Source organism: Culturomica sp. (genome assembly GCF_003524185.1).
GTDB lineage: Bacteria > Bacteroidota > Bacteroidia > Bacteroidales > Marinifilaceae > Culturomica > Culturomica massiliensis.
Map to the genome: position 1 here is coordinate 25,460 of NZ_DOED01000043.1, position 17,196 is coordinate 42,655.

Genomic DNA, 17,196 nt, shown 5'->3' on the forward strand with positions numbered 1-17,196 from the left:
AATCAACCATTATTTTTGACTCACGATTTATGATTTTTCTTTTTTACAAGGACAGATTGTAGGTGCAATCCAAAATCATAAATCTAAAATTTACATTACGTAAGTATCGGCAAAATGAGATAAAATGAGTTTCAGAAATTAAACTCATCACGCTTTTTAATATTCAAAAAAAGCCGGTTAATCGGTGATTCTGTATATATCATACGCATACGATTGCAAAGATATAAAAAAGGATGAAGGATAAACGATTTTCAATTAAAAAATTATCTTTGTCCAATAAAAAAATATGCTATGACTATCGGAGATTATTTACTATTGCCATTAATATTACTCGCCTTGATGATGTACCCTTTGTTACGGAAAGGTATTTCTTTATTGGAAATTTTCGTCAATAAATATGTACATACCAACCCTAAAACTGAAACGGCTAAAGAGTCGACAACCCAAACACTCTTAAATTTAAAGTTACTGGCCTATGAAAGAATCATTCTTTTCATCGAAAGGATGAAACCAGATTCTTTGATACCCAGAACCCTCCTATCCAATATATCCGGCAGAGAATACCACCGGCTTCTGGCAAACGAAATCCGGCAGGAATATGAATACAATCTTTCACAACAATTGTACCTGAGCGAAAATGCCTGGAACGTCGTGACAGACTTTAAAAACAATATCATAACTTTAATCAATACGGCCGCCGCAGACAGCGATCCGGAAAAGCCTGCCGGAGAATTGGCCAAAAAAATCCTGGAGCAATACATCGCCTCCGATATCAAAGCCGATCAAATCATCCGGATCATTAAAAATGATGTAATGCAATGAAGACAATTTGTAAATTGTAGATTTTAAATTTTAGATTTTAGATTGTTCTCGGAAAGGCCGGGAGCAAATTAAAGGCATCCGCTTAATTTACAGAGTCTTTATTATTTACGATTTTTGATTTACGATTGTAGACTAGACACACAGACAAACCCTGATTACAGATTTAAATACTTAGATCGTTTAGAAAAGTCGAGATTGCATTGCTCCCTAATGATAAATATCTGCCACAGTCGCAAATCTAAATCACAAATGAATCAGCATGATCTGCGGGCTTAGCAAAAATCATTTTTTCTTTCCTTTGTTATTTTTAGCGGACTTCTGGTGAAATGCCCCGCCTCCTTTAGGACGTGGTTTCTTTTGGTATACAATATTGGCAGTCACGACCTTCTCTTCTTCCAATAAAATATCTGAAATCTCCAATTTCTGAGGCAAAGGAAGCATTTCGACAGACTGACCGATCAAACGCTCGATATCGGTAAATCTATCTTCCTCCCTGGGTGCAACCAGACTTATAGCCGTTCCTTCCTTACCGGCCCTGGCCGTACGACCGATACGATGCACATATTCTTCCGCCAAGGTCGGTATATCAAAATTGATAACATGTGACACATCCTGAATATCCAATCCACGGGCCGCCACATCAGAAGCAACCATGATACGGGCCCTTCCTTCCCGGAATGCTTTCAAAGCATTCAAACGGGTATTTTGGGCTTTATTGGAGTGAATGACACTCAATTCATCTTTCCAAAAATCCGCCAGTTTATCAGTAATACGATCGGCGTTTTTCTTACTTTCAGTAAAAATCATAACCCTTGTATATACCTCCTTATCCGCCAACAATAATTTCAACAAATTGATTTTAGTCATTATGTTCGGCACATCGTAACGGTATTGTACAACAGTATCCACAGTCGTCGCCTGAGGTGCAATCTCCACTTTTTCAGGTGCAACCATAAACTCTTCTGCCAACGCAATCACCGTATCCGAAAAAGTAGCGGAAAAAAGTAACGTCTGGTGTTTTTCCGGTATCACCTCCAGTATACTTCTCAACTGCGGTATAAAACCTAAATCCATTAACCGGTCGGCTTCGTCGATTACGACCGTTTTTACGGAAGTGGTTCGGATAATTCCATTCATATAAATATCCATAAAACGCCCCGGAGTCGCCACCAGCAAATCACAACCTTCATACACGGCATCCTGCTGTGTCCGTATATTGGTTCCCCCGTATATTCCCAGACAACGGATATCCATATAAGCGGTCAACAATTCTACACTCTCACACACCTGCACAACCAGCTCCCGGGTCGGCACGATAACAATGGCCCGGGGATACTTACCTTGTGCATAATGCAACTTCATCAGGATAGGTATCAGATAAGCCAACGTTTTTCCGGTACCGGTCTGAGCAATCCCAATCATATCTTTTCCCGAGCGAATTACCGGAAACGCTTCCACCTGTACCGGAGTCGGAATTTCAAATCCCGCTTCATCCAATGCATTCAATATCTGTTTGCTTATCTTTAAATCCTTAAATTCCATATAACCAAAGATTTATAATTTACGAACGTAAACCTTTTATTCCGATCTCCATTAAATACGTTCTAATAGCCGAGATATATTCAAACATCTTTATATGTTTTCAGTAAAGAAATTACAAAAACCCCGAATAAATCTACAGACTTAACATCGGCAAAGATACGAAAAAAAACAGAGCATAAAAATCCGCTTTTATTCATACATTCACCTCCTGATTAAGCGGCTAAAAATGATTTATTTAACATCATTTGTACTGGTCGGGTAATATCTGAACAGAATTAATGCAAACGTTTTATTTGCTTTTTTCAAAAAGAAATCATACATTTATTCCAACGAATAACCATAAAACTTTTGAGATATGACGACAATGACATTCAACGAATTGAGGAGAATCAAAGACCAATTGCCCTCAGGAAGCATGCAAAAAATTGCAGATGACTTAGGCATTGATGTTGAAACCGTCCGGAATTACTTTGGGGGCGATCATTATGAAGAAGGGAAAGCAGTCGGTATTCATTTCGAAAAAGGTCCCGAAGGGGGGATCGTTCAAATTGACGATACAACAATCTTAGAAAAGGCAAAACAAATGCTGGAAAATTAATCTGATCCGGGAGTGCTGAAAAAGGCTCCCGGATTTTTTTCTCTGTTATTCCCGATTTTTATCTATTTTTGCAGCCGTCAGCCAAACAAATAAAAAACGGTTTATGAATTCGATTCTATTAAAAAGCGGGAAAGAAAAATCTGTATTCAGATACCATCCCTGGATATTCTCCGGAGCAATTGCCAAGACAGAAGGTACACTACAGGAAGGAGATATCGTTAAAGTATACAGTGCAGACCGTCAGTTCCTGGCTATCGGACATTATCAGATCGGTTCCATAGCCGTACGTATACTAAGTTTCGAAGACACTGTTATTGACCACAACTTCTGGAGGACAAGAATAACTGAAGCTTACCGGAAGCGTCGTTCCCTGGGGCTTACAGATTCACAAACCAACAACGTATACCGCCTTATTCACGGAGAAGGCGATAACCTGCCCGGCCTTGTGGTAGACATATATGCCAATGTAGCCGTCACCCAGTTCCATTCCGTCGGTATGTATCTGGAACGGGAAAACATTGCCAAAGCCATTGTTGAAGTGTTAGGCGATCAAATAACAGCCATATACGACAAATCCGAATCGACATTACCTTTCAAAGCGGCAATAGAACCGAAAAACGGTTATTTATACGGTCAGGCAAAATCGTTTATTGCTCTGGAAAATGGTTTAAAATTTAATGTAGACTGGCTGGAAGGACAAAAAACAGGCTTCTTTATCGATCAACGGGAAAACCGCAGCCTATTGGAAAAGTATGCACGCGATAAATCCGTACTGAATATGTTTTGTTACACGGGTGGATTTTCTTTCTATGCCATGCGGGGAGGCGCACATTCTGTACATTCTGTCGATGTCTCTGCCAGAGCTATTGAATTGGCAAGGCAAAACGTAGAATTGAACTTCCCGGGAGATCCCAGGCACGAAGCATTTGCCGAAGAAGCATTTCGTTTTCTTGAACACTCCTACGACAAATACGACCTGATTATTCTGGACCCGCCGGCATTTGCCAAACATCAGAATGTATTGAACAATGCCATCCAGGGATACAAAAAGCTGAACCGGAAAGGGATAGAAGTCATTAAACCGGGAGGCATTATCTTTACCTTCTCCTGCTCACAGGTCATGACAAAAGAATTATTCCGGCAAACCGTATTCACTGCCGCCGCCAATACCGGACGCAAAGTAAGCATCCTCCATCAACTGACCCAACCCGCCGATCACCCGATAAACATTTACCACCCGGAAGGAGAGTATTTAAAGGGATTGGTACTATATGTAGAGTAGACGAATATTTTTTACGATTAAAATATCTCTGTTTTTGAGATTACGCTTATTAGCAGCGGTTTATTGTCGTTTTATCCATTCGTAAACAGGGTCAATTCCTTTTATAAAATCGGAAAAACTCATTTCTATTCTAACATCAGGCGTAATCGTATTCACTTCTTCATCCGTTACCTTAAAATATTTGGTGGAATAATTAACCCACAATTTAGAAGCCGGGAGTTGAAAGTTTTTCACTTCACCGAAATGGTTGGGTTTACCCGCGGTTTCTTCGCCAACATACACAGCATTAGTTAATCGTTTGAAATCCATCGCATTTAATATCGCGGAAGAAAATGTCGCCCTACCTAAAACCACATATATCTTTATAGCAGGGTTCGATTCTGAAAATTTTGCCAACTTTTCAATAAATGCTGTACCTTGCGCAGAACTTCCTCCACCATTATAGCGCATATCAAATATTATCTTTCTGACAGATTCATTGGCTAATGTATTAAATATTTTTTCTTCAAATTCTTTAAACGAGGGCAAATTTTCTGCCATTTTCTTATTTCCATATTCCAATGCGACCTCCTTACTAAAACATCTATTGTACAATATGTAATATATTTTTTCGGCAGGATAATAACAATCCGTAAAAACTTGATTTTCATTTTTTGTACAGAAAGCAAGAGAATCAGGCCTAAAAGAAACTCTATTATCCCGATTCATCAACGACGGTCTCAATATGTACGTCTGATTTTGATTTGCCCCTGTTTTTAAACCAAGCTGAACTTGCTCTGTGTTCGTAAAACCAAAATATTCCAGAATTTGTAGGGAAGGAATAGTTTGTGGTATCAGTGATTTTACCATTGCCTGATTATCAATGACAAACAATGTACTCAAACTGTCTATTACGGTAGTTATCGGAACATCATTGATTGATAACACCTGACAACCCAATATCTTTTCATTTTCCGGCGTTGTGTGCAATACATAGAGTCCATCACTCGTCCACAACAAATGGATGGGAAGTATTTGATCCGGATTTAATAACTGACTATAATTCAACATTGTATGCGAATCTCCAAATTTTGCTATTAATTGTTGAATTTTCAAAGCAACCTGAAAGTCATTCAGATCTTTATATTCTTGCTTAATCGTATTTACACCCGATAAAAAATAATCTTTACTTTTTATTTTGAAAAAATTATAATGCTTTTCAGATAACTCTTTTACCAAATAATCTAAATCGCTATTCCAATCCATTTTCTCATTTTGAGAATACATTGTCAGAAACAACATAACACCTGCAATTAATAAGCTAAATTTCTTCATTTTACTAGCATTTATTTTTCAAATTCGTACATACACAACTTCAAATCACAGTTAATCTGATTACTGACATAACTCTGTTACGCCTATCGTACTGCTATTGGGAGATAAAATCGCCTTAAGCTATATTCCGGCTCTTTATCCACCTTTAAATATACTAAAATTTGATAAATAAACACTATAATTAAAAAAAACGAGCGTTGTAGTGCTACAGTGGATTTTTTTACGCCCTTTACGGCCTCTTTATGCGTATGCAAATATTTGATTTATGATTCCAGTGTATAATCCCCGAGTGCCTGCGGACGGTGATACACAAACTGCCGGCGAAGAATGCTTGCAGGTTATCGGTCGTAAGTTTTTTCACGTCTGCATAAGCCAACCCCGTACAAACCGAAAAAATAAAAAAGCCATATACCAACTGATACGTTTTGTTTTTCATTGGAACCTCTACAAATTAACGGCGGTCTACTTCCATACGGATTCCAGCGATGGCAGGCTTGATTTTCTGCCCGGAAGTTTATTTTATAAAATACAGAATAGTAGATATCACAAACTTAATAAACAAAAAAATTGTAAGCTACCTATCAAGAAATTTATCGTTTACACCCGAAACCAGAACGATACCTTCTGAACTTGTAGCTTACAACTTACTTATAATCGTAAATTAATACAGGCTTTTTGCCGTTTCAATCACTTCCTCTGCCAACGCATTGGCAGCAGTTTCGTCTTTGGCCTCCGAATAAATCCGGATAATCGGTTCAGTATTCGATTTACGAAGATGTACCCATCCCCTCTCGAAATCAATTTTCACACCATCGATATCCGTTACCTTTTCATTGGCATACTTCTTTTTCAGGCCCTCCAGAATTTTATCTACATCGATCTCCGGAGAAAGCGTAATCTTATTTTTAGAGATAAAATACTGCGGATAATCTTTTTTCAATTCCGTCATTTTTTTACCCTTTGTCACATAGTGAGACAGGAATAATCCGACTCCTACCAAAGCATCCCGGCCATAATGACTTTCCGGATAAATAACCCCTCCGTTTCCTTCTCCCCCGATTACCGTATGGGTTTCCTTCATTTTAGCCACAACATTGACTTCACCGACAGCGGCAGCGTTATATTCCTGCCCGTATGCTTCAGTTACATCTTTGAGCGCCCGTGAAGAAGAAAGATTGGAAACCGTATTACCGGGAGTATGTTTCAATACATAATCGGCCACAGCCACCAACGTATATTCCTCACCGAACATCTCTCCGTTCTCACTGATTAATGCCAAACGGTCTACATCCGGATCCACGACAATACCGAGATCAGCCCCGCACTCTTTCATCTTAGCCGAAATTTCCGTCAGATTCTCCGGAATCGGCTCCGGATTGTGCTTAAACCGCCCGGTCGGCTCGCAATTCAACTCCACAATCTCCTTGACTCCTAATGCCCGTAACAAACGGGGTATAACAACTCCTCCCACAGAATTCACGGCATCTACCACCACTTTCAGGTTTGCTTTGGCAATTGCTTCTTTATTTACCAGCTTCAAACCTAAAACCTGCTCAATATGATAATCGGTATAATCTTTCTCTGTAATCTGTCCCAAATGATCTACATCTGCATATTCGAAATTTTCCTTTTCAGCCAATTCTAAAACCTGGGCTCCGTCGGCTGCCGTCAGAAATTCACCTCGTCCATTCAGTAATTTTAAAGCATTCCATTGCTTGGGATTATGACTGGCCGTCAATATAATACCCCCGTCTGCCTTTTCTCCTGTCACGGCAATCTCTGTTGTCGGAGTCGTAGCCAAACCGATATTTACAACATCATGCCCCAACCCGATTAAGGTGGCAGATACCAATTTAGCATACATTTCACCGGAAATACGGGCATCCCGCCCCATTACGATCCTGGCTTTTTCTTTACCGGCTCCCTTTTTCAACCAAGTGGCATAAGCAGAAACAAACTTTACGATATCCAACGGAGTCAGATTATCCCCCGGATAACCACCTACCGTTCCCCGAATACCTGAAATAGATTTGATTAGAGTCATTGGAATTCAGATTTTAATTAAATACAAGATTATTGATAGTACAATACAACACCCACAAATTTAAAAATTATATTTTAAAACACAAAGTTATTAAAATATATAACAAAGATTGACTACTTTATCTAAAAAGAGCTGTAATTTCCGCTTGGATATTACAGCTCTCAATATTTTTATCAGATGATAGCCTTATAAGCATCAGCAGTCAACAACCCGTCGATTTCAGCTTCATCACCGAGCTTAATACGGATAATCCAGCCTTTTCCATACGGATCTTTATTTACCAATTCCGGCTCTCCTTCCAATTCTTCATTAAATTCCAACACTTCTCCCCCAACAGGCATATATAAATCGGAAACGGTTTTTACGGCCTCAACTGTACCGAAGGTATCTCCGGCTTCAAGGTTATCCCCGACAGTTTCACACTCTACGAAAACGATATCGCCCAATTGACTTTGAGCATAATCGGTTATGCCTATAACAGCTTCATCACCCTCAACACGAATCCATTCATGTTCTTTGGTGTACTTTAATTCTGCAGGTACATTCATTATCTTAAAGTTTTTTAATTTAAAAATTATTACGCGTTCAAAGTTAAACAAAAATTCTAATCTCCGCCTTCGTTCTCCATTTATTTTTCCATTATATTTTACAAGTAGAAGAAATATTTTTCATTTTTTCCTATCCATTTATTTGCTATTTCAAAAAATCATCCTACATTTGCACCGCTGTTAAGAGATAGCACAACCAAAATCTGGTGCGGTAGTTCAGCTGGTTAGAATACAGGCCTGTCACGCCTGGGGTCGCGGGTTCGAGTCCCGTCCGCACCGCTGAAAAAGTTCTTCTAAAATTTTATGGTTATTTTGGTGCGGTAGTTCAGCTGGTTAGAATACAGGCCTGTCACGCCTGGGGTCGCGGGTTCGAGTCCCGTCCGCACCGCCAACTAGGTTTAATCATTGAAAATCCTGTGATTCTAACGAATCACAGGATTTTTTTATACCATAGCCCCCCCTCCAAAATTCATTTTTCGGGATACTACCGGCTCAATCTACTGTCGTCAACCTGATGGTATTTTGATTGTTTATGATTCTTTAGTCTCCAGATCAATGTAAATTCAACACTGCTTCTCTCATAAAAACGAGTCAGCTTGTACTGGTTACTGTATTCCAACTTAACCGGACGCGGCCTCTGATGGCACAATATGTTGTCATAATTTACCAAAAAAGAAAGCGATTTGGTTATCGTCCATTTGACTCTGCCTGACAACTTCCATATTTCGCCGAGTTTATAGACCCCCTGCCGGGCAGCAGACTGAAAATGTCCGTTGACCTGCAACAATAAATACTCGGTAAGATTAAAAGAATTATTTAAATTGACCACACCGCTTAAGCTTGTATGATTAAATGAATAACCATAAAAATCGTCGATCTTCTCCCGCGAATTTATTCCCTGCAAAGTGATATTGCTGCTAAAGAATTTTCCTTGCTTAACATTCAGTATCACTGCTATTCCCATTCTTAGCAGATAATCATAATTCTCAAAACGATATATTGTCTTTATTTCGTCTGCCGACATATGGGGCAACTGACTGAAATAGTCCGGTGCATACTGAATGAATCCCATAAAAATATACTTGCGATTGCGTATATACATAAACTGCCCTCTGTACATCTTATACGGGCTTAACTCCGGATTACCCACAACCTCCGAATATGAGTTCAATTCTGTCGTTTGAGGATTAATGGCCCAAAATGAAGGATAATACTTATCACTCGTAATATTCAACTGAAAAGTATTTCTCGGATCCAGACTGTAAGTAACGGATAAATTTGGAAATAGCGACCAGTCGTTCCATAAAGTATGCCGGATACCATTATCTGTATAAATTGATTTGAAGTATTCGGTTTTCAAGGAAATGGAGGCCGACAGTTTTTTATTGAACCGGTAGGATGCTTCTATAAAAGGGGTTGCAGTGTATTCTTTCTGACTGCCATCTAAATTTAAATCTCCGGCTTCGATGTAATCATCATTTTGCCTGAATAAATACCGAACTTTCGTATCAGATAAATTATATCCCGCATTTATACCATAATTCAGTTTTAACTTTGAGGAGAAGGTAAGTCCATGATTAACAAATACGGACCATTTTGAAATCTTTTGATCAGAATTATTGATATAATTTTTATTGATTTGATGGTCTTTTTCATCGGTATAATGCTGGTCTGTCGGATTTTTGTAAAAAGTGTATTCGGCTCCTATGTTGAATCTTCTGTTTGAATACTGTATATAGGCGTTGTGCAACTGCCGGTTATCTTTCGTGTGATTCAAGCTGTTTAAGCTATATTGGTTTATATCGGTATAATCGTTCGTTGCAAAACTTTTGCCGTTTTTTTTCTCTTTATTAAGGAAATATGAAAAAATAAGTTCACTGTTTTTGTTAAATGTATAAGCTGCTTCTGTTCTGAAATCTATATCCAGATAATTATTTCTGCTATTGATGAATTCATTTATTTTTACAATTTTGTCTTTCAGGGAATGCCGGGAATAGGATTTGTTTTTATCCCAACTTTTCCCGGTATTAACCGTGGCCGAAAAATCAACTTTGAATTTTGAATTATTATAAACAAGATTGATCCGGTCAACGTTTGATGCATAGACCGATTGTTTGTATGATGCTGACACTTCCCCTGTTACAGACGGCTGTTCATCCGTCCTTTTGTTCAGAACGATATTGATCAGAGCTCCCCTGACATTATATTTGGCAGGCGGATTATACATAACCTCAATATTTGCAATATTCGAAGAAGGAATGGTCTTCAGCATATTACTGACCTGCTCTATAGTCATTTTAGTCATTTGTCCGTTTATAACAATGTTTAGCTTTTCACTGCCTATCAATGACAATTGGTTATTGATTTCAAATATACCCGGAATCTCTTTTAACATTTCGTAAGCGGTTGTTATTGCCTTATTTTTTTCTATCGATTGAGCATTATAAGACAACATATTACCGCTTACTTTCATCATTGGTCCCTCTGCTGACACCTGAACTTCATTTAAAGTATATTGCCTGGGAATAAGAGTTATTACAGGCTGTATCTGCATGTTGGCCTGTATATACAATGTATCGGACTCATAAAGTAAATGTTGAATAATCAACCGGTAATTACCGGCCAGAAGATGCTTGATTATAAAATACCCCGTGCTGTCAGTAATTGTACCGTCAATATATTTTACCTGTGAATCCTGTAAAATAACTGTTGCGTATTCAATGGGTTTTTGGTCGGGATTAACAATTCTACTCTCAATAACATTTAACTGCGAGCTCGCGGTATAATGTGAGATCACCAATAACAGAAAAAAGAATATAAACTTCATATAGCTATATATTTAGTTTGAAAACCACTAGTATTGGGATGGATTGAAGTACCCAAAATACCAGTGATTTTTTAATCCGAACAATATCTATTGTGTGTTTCCGAACAAGTGTTTTTCCAAGTCTTTTTGATTTATGACACGCGAATGAACATTAATATTCTTTTCTATTTGAAACACATCAAATAACCTGCATTTATCCGAGACTTTACAATCTTCACAGTTGAAACAATTGGGGAAGGAGTGGTATCTGAATATTTTTTCCGGATCGGATATATCCTCAACTACTTCATTTGCGGTATCTTTTCCATAACCAATTGATAAAATTGCGGCAATTTCATCGTCATTTCTATTTTCTGTATATCTCAGATTCATATAATCCGAAATAGCATAATAATAATCATAGTCATCGCGGCTTTTATCTGATAAGAATAAATTCAGATAATACATTGCTTTATCGTTATTGCGCGCATAATAAAAAAGCATGTATAAAAGTAGCTCTAAATCAAGATCATATAAATCTTGATCCTTGACAGGAACATATATTTTCGTATATTTGAATCTGTCAAGCTTTATCAATTCATAATTACAATCCAGACTGTCAGCTAATAAGGCCGCCTTTTCAACAGTCAAATTGCTCATATTACAAAGATAATTTAATTTACTTCCTAAATTGAGTAATGTACAATTTGATTTGTTTATCACTAATTCACTCATGCCTGGGGCAACAACGTAATAAGCCGGAAAATTAAGTTTCGAATTATCACGAATATAAAGATTAAACCCTAAATTATGGATCAGTTTGATACTGTAGTCCAGATCATACGCATTCGTATTTCCCAACTTATCATTAAAGCCAGTAAACGGATAAGATACTTTGGCAGATAATATAGAAGCAGGCCAATAACCCGAACTATCTACGAATGTGTTTTTCAGATTTAAATACATATAATCAATATCCGATATATAATCAGGTTTCTGTGATTTGTCGAAGAATTTAAAAGGAATACTTTTGAAATATGTTGTACCCTGATAAACTTCATTAATGCATCTTTCCAGCGCAATAGCAGGATTGAAATCTGAACCTAATTTGAAATTGAAAAAATGCTTTTCTTTATCAGTAATGATAAGCCCTATAACAGGTAAACCAAGCCCCAGGGAACAATCTTTTATAATAATTTCATAATTCGGGTTTTCTTTTAATATGTAATGTAAGTTTTCATAGGCCACAGAACCTTTAAATGCGTCATAAGGTATTGTTGGCGGAGTTAATTCTTTCAGATATATTTCTTTTATGGCATAACGCTCAAAAAGCTCACAAACTCCTTGCAGAATAGCCTCCTGTGCAGTATTTCCTGCACACATTCCATTAGAGCCTGTAGCTGACCATAATAACTCAATTGGAAGATAGATGGATTCATGAGTCTGCACATCAAAAAAAGGGACCATTAAAACCTCTTCTGAAGGATTTATCTGTCTTATAAATTCTCCGATATCATCATGATTACTCAATTTGAAAATTTTTCTAAGTTCATCTCCCCAATGGGCATGCAATTTTTCTATAGACCAGTATTCCTCATCCTTATCGAATAAATAATCTAATTCCAGATTTTTTTCCCTTACTTTCTTTACAAATTGAGAGTTCGGATCAAGTTCGTCCAGAAAACGTTTATAACTATATTTTCTTTTCGGTAACAATAAATTATTTTGCAGCCTTTCCAAAAATTCTGCATAACCACTGGCAAGAGAATATTCATAAGTTGTACCTTTTCCGTTTGTTCCATAATTGAAAGAATCTAAATCAGGATACGCAATATTTGTCCGGAAAGAAAAAAATTTGTTGTTTTTTGTATGATTATCTTTTGTCAGAATTCCAATATTTGACAATATTCCTCTTATCTTGTTTACAGTTTCGAGAGGATGACAAGCTTTATATTCTTTCATATAATTAAAATTAATGACTGTTTATTTATTGAAGTTAGCCCTTATAAAAGGGCTAACAAGATTGAGATTAACCTCTATAGGTTATTGACAGGACCTGTAGACACTGTAACCGTGTCTAATGTACCTCCATCGTAAGTTTTGTCTTCTTCCTTAATTTTAGAAGACTGACTCCCTTTGGGGGAATAGTTTTTGATTTTCATTGATTTTGTTTTCATAGCGAAAAAAATGAAATTAGCCTACTAACAAAGCGCATCAGCATTCGCTTATAATAATGTTGCAACAACTATTATCTTTTATGTTCGCTAATAAAATATATAAGTTATTTAATATTGTTTTATATTTATAATACATACATATTTTGCGTTAAATATATACATAATATTTTATTATACAAATTTTTGTAAAATATATTTTACAAAATATATGATTTACCCGAAATAATCGGCTGAAATAATCAATTGATTTATGAAATTTATCTGCTTAAAGTAAAGGATAAAAGTATTGAGGCAAAAAATGTAAATGATTAATTATATGATATTTATCCGAGGTACTGATTTCCGGACAAATAAGAATTCAGATTCAGTCCGCAACGCCAAATAAATTGATAATCATAAACAAAGTCCTGTTATTCGATCGAATAACAGGACTTTATTAATTATAGACGACACCTTTTAGTGACCCGCTTGTTTTATTTCTGAAATCAGTTCGTTTATTTCCTCTTCGGCATATTTATAATCTTCTTTATCGTACTGGTCATGCTCAGCCTGAAGTGATTTCATCGCATCCTCACAAGCTTTAAGAGCCGATTCGGTATCATTCATATCATCATAAGCCTGAGCCTTCCCCAGATATAAAATATACCGGTGACTGTCTCCTTCATGAATCTTTATCGCCAAATCAGCAATTTGCAATATTTTCCGGGGTTGACCGTTCATTCCCGCCAACACAATCCAATGATTATACAGATTGTAAACACCCGGATAATAACGGTATCCCAGATATTCCTGCCTGTCGTTATAATACTTACTAAAGGCTTTGGCAAAATCATCTTCTGCAAGCATAGCCATTCTCACATCTTCTCCGGGTGTACCATAAGAATACCTGATATATTCTTTGACACTCCTGCCCAGAGAAACAGGCAGCGATTCCATATGTCCAACTTCTGTCAGATAATCTATATGCGCTTCAAATCCCTTGATCCCGGGAGAATTTAAAAGCAAAGAATCAAACCGGCGAATTCCTTTCAAATATCCGGTCTCCGGCTCGCCCGTGTCCCCAATAGACAGATAAACAAACTTATCAAGTTTTACCGGAGCTTTCGCTTTAAAATCTTCCAGCAATCTGTTTTTGCTATAAACCAGATTCGGACTGAACATCATATAAGCGTTAAAGAGAGAATCTCTGTCACACAACGCATGCATAAGCAACGATCCTCCCAATGAATGCCCCACACCTAACCTATGCCGGGTCACATTATAGCGAGACTCGATATAAGGGAAAAGTTCATCTGACATAAAACTTAAAAATTTCTGTGCACGTCCTGTTTCCCGATCCGGATCACCCACCATAAAATCATCCATACGGGTATTTTCAGAAACAACCCCCACGACCAAAAAAGCAGGAATCTCATTATCCATATCGCGGACAAAAGCCAGATGAGCCGCAACCAGATTAACAAAAGCATCATCACCATCCAAAACATATACCACATTCATTTTACAATCCGATTGCCGGCTGGGGAGTGCAGGCACCACCACATTAATATGCCGGATTTGTCTCAGAATCTCCGATTTAACCGTATCTCTGACAATGATTTGCTGCCCGAAACCTATCGAATTTAATGCAAAAATCAAGATCAATAATAAAAATAATTTCATACCATCTCATTTTAATGTTTAATCAAAAACTACGTTTTAATGTGTTAAATATATATATAATATAGACGGCAGACAACTATTTAGAAGGATAAAAGCGGGACACCCCGACCGTTGATAACTCTTATCTTTAGAAAAGTTATGAAATAAAGCAAAAGCTATTTCTATATTTGAGATAACTGATTTCGTTCAAAAGACACAGAAAAATAAGGTAACAAAGCGGTTATACATAAGTTTTAGTGACTCCCTTTTTATTCGTATTTCCGTCGAAGACTTAAAATTATTATTCTACCAAGGAATCTGTCAAACAGCTTAATTTTAATAGTTAAATCAGGCTGTTCGCAAAATCAACGCTAGCAGATATTGGGCAATAATTGTAGAAGAAGCACCGACAAACACCTTTTCACTCAATTTTACCCAATTTTTTTCAATATAATTGAGAAATTTTACCTTGTTGCCTTCCTGCGCCAATTCGAGGAGTTTTGTCATTTCACAAATTTGCTGATCGTTGAACATACCGTTTTTTAAAGCTTCGGGTATTTTCTCTCCGATGAATTTGAAATCGACTTTCGTGAATAATTTTTTAAAATCAGATTTCGTATAACGGTCGGCAAGCTTCTCCACCATACCCTTCAAATCTTCCCAGTTAAATCCGTTAAAATCATTATCGGCATCGAAAGCCATATTCACAATCGGGTTTTGTCCGATACCGAATCGGTTCGGCTGCAATAATTTATATTGAACGGCTTTTATATAGGCGATTGCCCGTTTGCTATTGACGATCTCATTTTTCTTCTGAATACCTGCGTTAAGAAATTTAATGGTCTGGACGACGGTTTGTTTTTCCGCATGAATACGGACCAAAGCCGTCCTCAACCTGTGAAGTATCTTATAATCAATATGGTATTCATCTGTACGCACCACAATCCATACAGGAACTCCTGCATGTTTATAAAAATACAATTTAAATCCCGATTTTTCAAAATCAGCTACTTCAACACTTTCTTCAGGAATAATATTCGGATCTTTCGCCTCTGCACTACTGATTTCAATATAACTCATCAAATCCCCGGTCATATTCCACGATGAAGACATATTTCCGACATTTTTCAAACAACAGGAGGATTTGAGATACAATCCCGATATATATTTTCCACCTTCTTTCAAAGTCGTTTCGTCATACCCGCCAACTGCATTCCTTACAAAAATCTTACTGCCGAAAATTCTGGTCAATACATCGGTTAAAAAAACACCGGGGCGCTGATACACCGTAAAAGATACCTCATAACGTCCCAATAAATCACCGTCGGAGAAAAAACGTCGTCCTTTGCAAATACTCCGAAAACCTTCGTTATATAAACGAACCTCATCAGCATTCAAACGGGAGAAACGAATTGCCCGCCGGCCGTTACAAAAACGACGTTCGCCCGGCCAGCAACTAACACTTAAAGCCTTTCGTTCCTCTACTTTTCCAAAATGCCGGATCGTACTTTTAAAATCAGGACAAGGAAAATCAGGAACCGGTAAACGCTCAACGTCATCCTTGGCAAAATAACGGGCATCTACGATAGGATAATGCAAGATCAGATACATAATTTCAAATTTAAAAAAAGGATGGACTAGCCCATCCTTTAAAATACGACAATTTTACGCCGTATGTACAAACAGCCCATGCTTTCACAGACCGGGGCTTCAGACCACTTAAACTTTCGGAAGACGGTATGATATAATTTCCAAAAGAGTTAAGATAACGATCTTTATAAGCCACTTTTTACGTACTTACATGATACAAATATATAAATTTATAAACAAAAACAAAATATTATAATAATATTTTTAAATGAAATTATACATTTTATCTTTTATATAGTATATACATTAGGACATTTATATAATTAAACAAAAAAGTCCAATCGGACTTGAATTGTCACTCCGATACTTTTAGAATTTATATTGACTTTATGAGCAGGTTTACTAAAACAACATCCCATTGCTTACAAGGTCGTTTTACACCTATAGTACCACAAACAGGGAAGAATCAGCATAAACTTATGATATACAAACAATTGAAATACACCTATATATTACTGCAAATCATTTGCACAAGCAATATTTTGCAGGTATTTTATAATTGGCAAAATTCTAAATCTGTCACGATAATGTCACAATAAATAAAACAGGTCATCACGGAAAAAAACTCGAGGAGGCGTGTCGAGTTTGCGAACAACGACAAAATCCCTGTAAAACACATTAATATCATACTTTTTATGTAATTTTACATTCAAATGGGGTAAACTCCATTCAAAACATATTAGAAATAAGAAGAAGCGTTATGCTGATCTTGTGAATTGGAAACGTAGGAAATTTCACAATTACACACAGGGATGGCATAGTGGTTTTCATG

The 17,196-nt window shown here is 37.1% G+C and carries 11 protein-coding genes and 2 tRNA genes; 5 read left to right on the top strand and 8 right to left on the bottom strand.

Going from position 1 to position 17,196, the window contains the following annotated elements; genetic code table 11:
* The first annotated feature begins 291 nt into the window (after positions 1-291).
* Positions 292-822 carry a DUF7935 family protein gene (locus tag DD657_RS14970; RefSeq protein WP_021986465.1) on the top strand — a complete coding sequence of 177 codons (531 nt, stop codon included), beginning with the start codon at positions 292-294 and terminating at the stop codon, positions 820-822.
* 282 nt (positions 823-1,104) lie between these two features.
* On the opposite strand, the gene DD657_RS14975 is transcribed toward DD657_RS14970, so the two are convergent.
* Positions 1,105-2,364, bottom strand: a complete 1,260-nt coding sequence (locus tag DD657_RS14975; RefSeq protein WP_068688374.1) for a DEAD/DEAH box helicase — start codon at positions 2,362-2,364, stop codon at positions 1,105-1,107.
* Between the two features lie 355 nt (positions 2,365-2,719).
* Between DD657_RS14975 and DD657_RS14980 the strand changes: the two genes are divergently transcribed.
* Positions 2,720-2,962, top strand: a complete 243-nt coding sequence (locus DD657_RS14980; RefSeq protein WP_021986468.1) for a hypothetical protein — start codon at positions 2,720-2,722, stop codon at positions 2,960-2,962.
* Positions 2,963-3,065: 103 nt separating this feature from the next.
* Positions 3,066-4,244, top strand: a complete 1,179-nt coding sequence (locus DD657_RS14985) for a class I SAM-dependent rRNA methyltransferase (RefSeq protein WP_068688372.1) — start codon at positions 3,066-3,068, stop codon at positions 4,242-4,244.
* 60 nt (positions 4,245-4,304) lie between these two features.
* Here DD657_RS14985 and DD657_RS14990 read toward each other — a convergent pair whose 3' ends face one another.
* From DD657_RS14990 to gcvH, 3 genes are all read right to left on the bottom strand, one after another.
* Entirely contained in the window at positions 4,305-5,558 is a 1,254-nt protein-coding gene (locus tag DD657_RS14990; RefSeq protein WP_287050720.1) for a S41 family peptidase, read from the bottom strand.
* 661 nt (positions 5,559-6,219) lie between these two features.
* Complete coding sequence (gene glmM, locus DD657_RS15000; protein ID WP_287050722.1) at positions 6,220-7,602, bottom strand: phosphoglucosamine mutase; 1,383 nt, start codon at positions 7,600-7,602, stop codon at positions 6,220-6,222.
* A gap of 173 nt (positions 7,603-7,775) precedes the next feature.
* On the bottom strand, positions 7,776-8,150 hold the full coding sequence (gcvH, locus tag DD657_RS15005) for a glycine cleavage system protein GcvH (RefSeq protein ID WP_021986471.1): 375 nt from the start codon (positions 8,148-8,150) through the stop codon (positions 7,776-7,778).
* 205 nt (positions 8,151-8,355) lie between these two features.
* On the opposite strand from gcvH, the gene DD657_RS15010 reads away from it, so the two are divergent.
* Both DD657_RS15010 and DD657_RS15015 read left to right on the top strand, forming a co-directional pair.
* Positions 8,356-8,429 (top strand) — tRNA-Asp (locus DD657_RS15010).
* A 35-nt stretch (positions 8,430-8,464) separates the two neighbouring features.
* Positions 8,465-8,541 (top strand) — tRNA-Asp (locus DD657_RS15015).
* 93 nt (positions 8,542-8,634) lie between these two features.
* On the opposite strand, the gene DD657_RS15020 is transcribed toward DD657_RS15015, so the two are convergent.
* The 4 genes from DD657_RS15020 to DD657_RS15035 form a co-directional block, all read right to left on the bottom strand.
* A complete protein-coding gene (locus DD657_RS15020; RefSeq protein WP_287050725.1) occupies positions 8,635-10,977 on the bottom strand; it encodes a TonB-dependent receptor in 2,343 nt (780 codons plus the stop codon).
* Between the two features lie 87 nt (positions 10,978-11,064).
* Entirely contained in the window at positions 11,065-12,918 is a 1,854-nt protein-coding gene (locus DD657_RS15025; protein ID WP_287050727.1) for a YcaO-like family protein, read from the bottom strand.
* 671 nt (positions 12,919-13,589) lie between these two features.
* Positions 13,590-14,795: an alpha/beta hydrolase gene (locus tag DD657_RS15030; protein WP_287050729.1), complete on the bottom strand. Its 1,206-nt coding sequence runs from the start codon at positions 14,793-14,795 to the stop codon at positions 13,590-13,592.
* Between the two features lie 327 nt (positions 14,796-15,122).
* Complete coding sequence (locus tag DD657_RS15035) at positions 15,123-16,385, bottom strand: hypothetical protein (RefSeq protein ID WP_287050731.1); 1,263 nt, start codon at positions 16,383-16,385, stop codon at positions 15,123-15,125.
* Positions 16,386-17,196: the final 811 nt, after the last annotated feature.

What these genes read in the sequence shown, in the direction of transcription:
- DD657_RS14970 (WP_021986465.1), top strand. Translation starts at nt 292, where the DNA reads ATGACTATCGGAGATTATTTACTATTGCCATTAATATTACTCGCCTTG.
- DD657_RS14975 (WP_068688374.1), bottom strand. Translation starts at nt 2,364, where the DNA reads ATGGAATTTAAGGATTTAAAGATAAGCAAACAGATATTGAATGCATTG.
- DD657_RS14980 (WP_021986468.1), top strand. Translation starts at nt 2,720, where the DNA reads ATGACGACAATGACATTCAACGAATTGAGGAGAATCAAAGACCAATTG.
- DD657_RS14985 (WP_068688372.1), top strand. Translation starts at nt 3,066, where the DNA reads ATGAATTCGATTCTATTAAAAAGCGGGAAAGAAAAATCTGTATTCAGA.
- DD657_RS14990 (WP_287050720.1), bottom strand. Translation starts at nt 5,558, where the DNA reads ATGAAGAAATTTAGCTTATTAATTGCAGGTGTTATGTTGTTTCTGACA.
- glmM (WP_287050722.1), bottom strand. Translation starts at nt 7,602, where the DNA reads ATGACTCTAATCAAATCTATTTCAGGTATTCGGGGAACGGTAGGTGGT.
- gcvH (WP_021986471.1), bottom strand. Translation starts at nt 8,150, where the DNA reads ATGAATGTACCTGCAGAATTAAAGTACACCAAAGAACATGAATGGATT.
- DD657_RS15020 (WP_287050725.1), bottom strand. Translation starts at nt 10,977, where the DNA reads ATGAAGTTTATATTCTTTTTTCTGTTATTGGTGATCTCACATTATACC.
- DD657_RS15025 (WP_287050727.1), bottom strand. Translation starts at nt 12,918, where the DNA reads ATGAAAGAATATAAAGCTTGTCATCCTCTCGAAACTGTAAACAAGATA.
- DD657_RS15030 (WP_287050729.1), bottom strand. Translation starts at nt 14,795, where the DNA reads ATGAAATTATTTTTATTATTGATCTTGATTTTTGCATTAAATTCGATA.
- DD657_RS15035 (WP_287050731.1), bottom strand. Translation starts at nt 16,385, where the DNA reads ATGTATCTGATCTTGCATTATCCTATCGTAGATGCCCGTTATTTTGCC.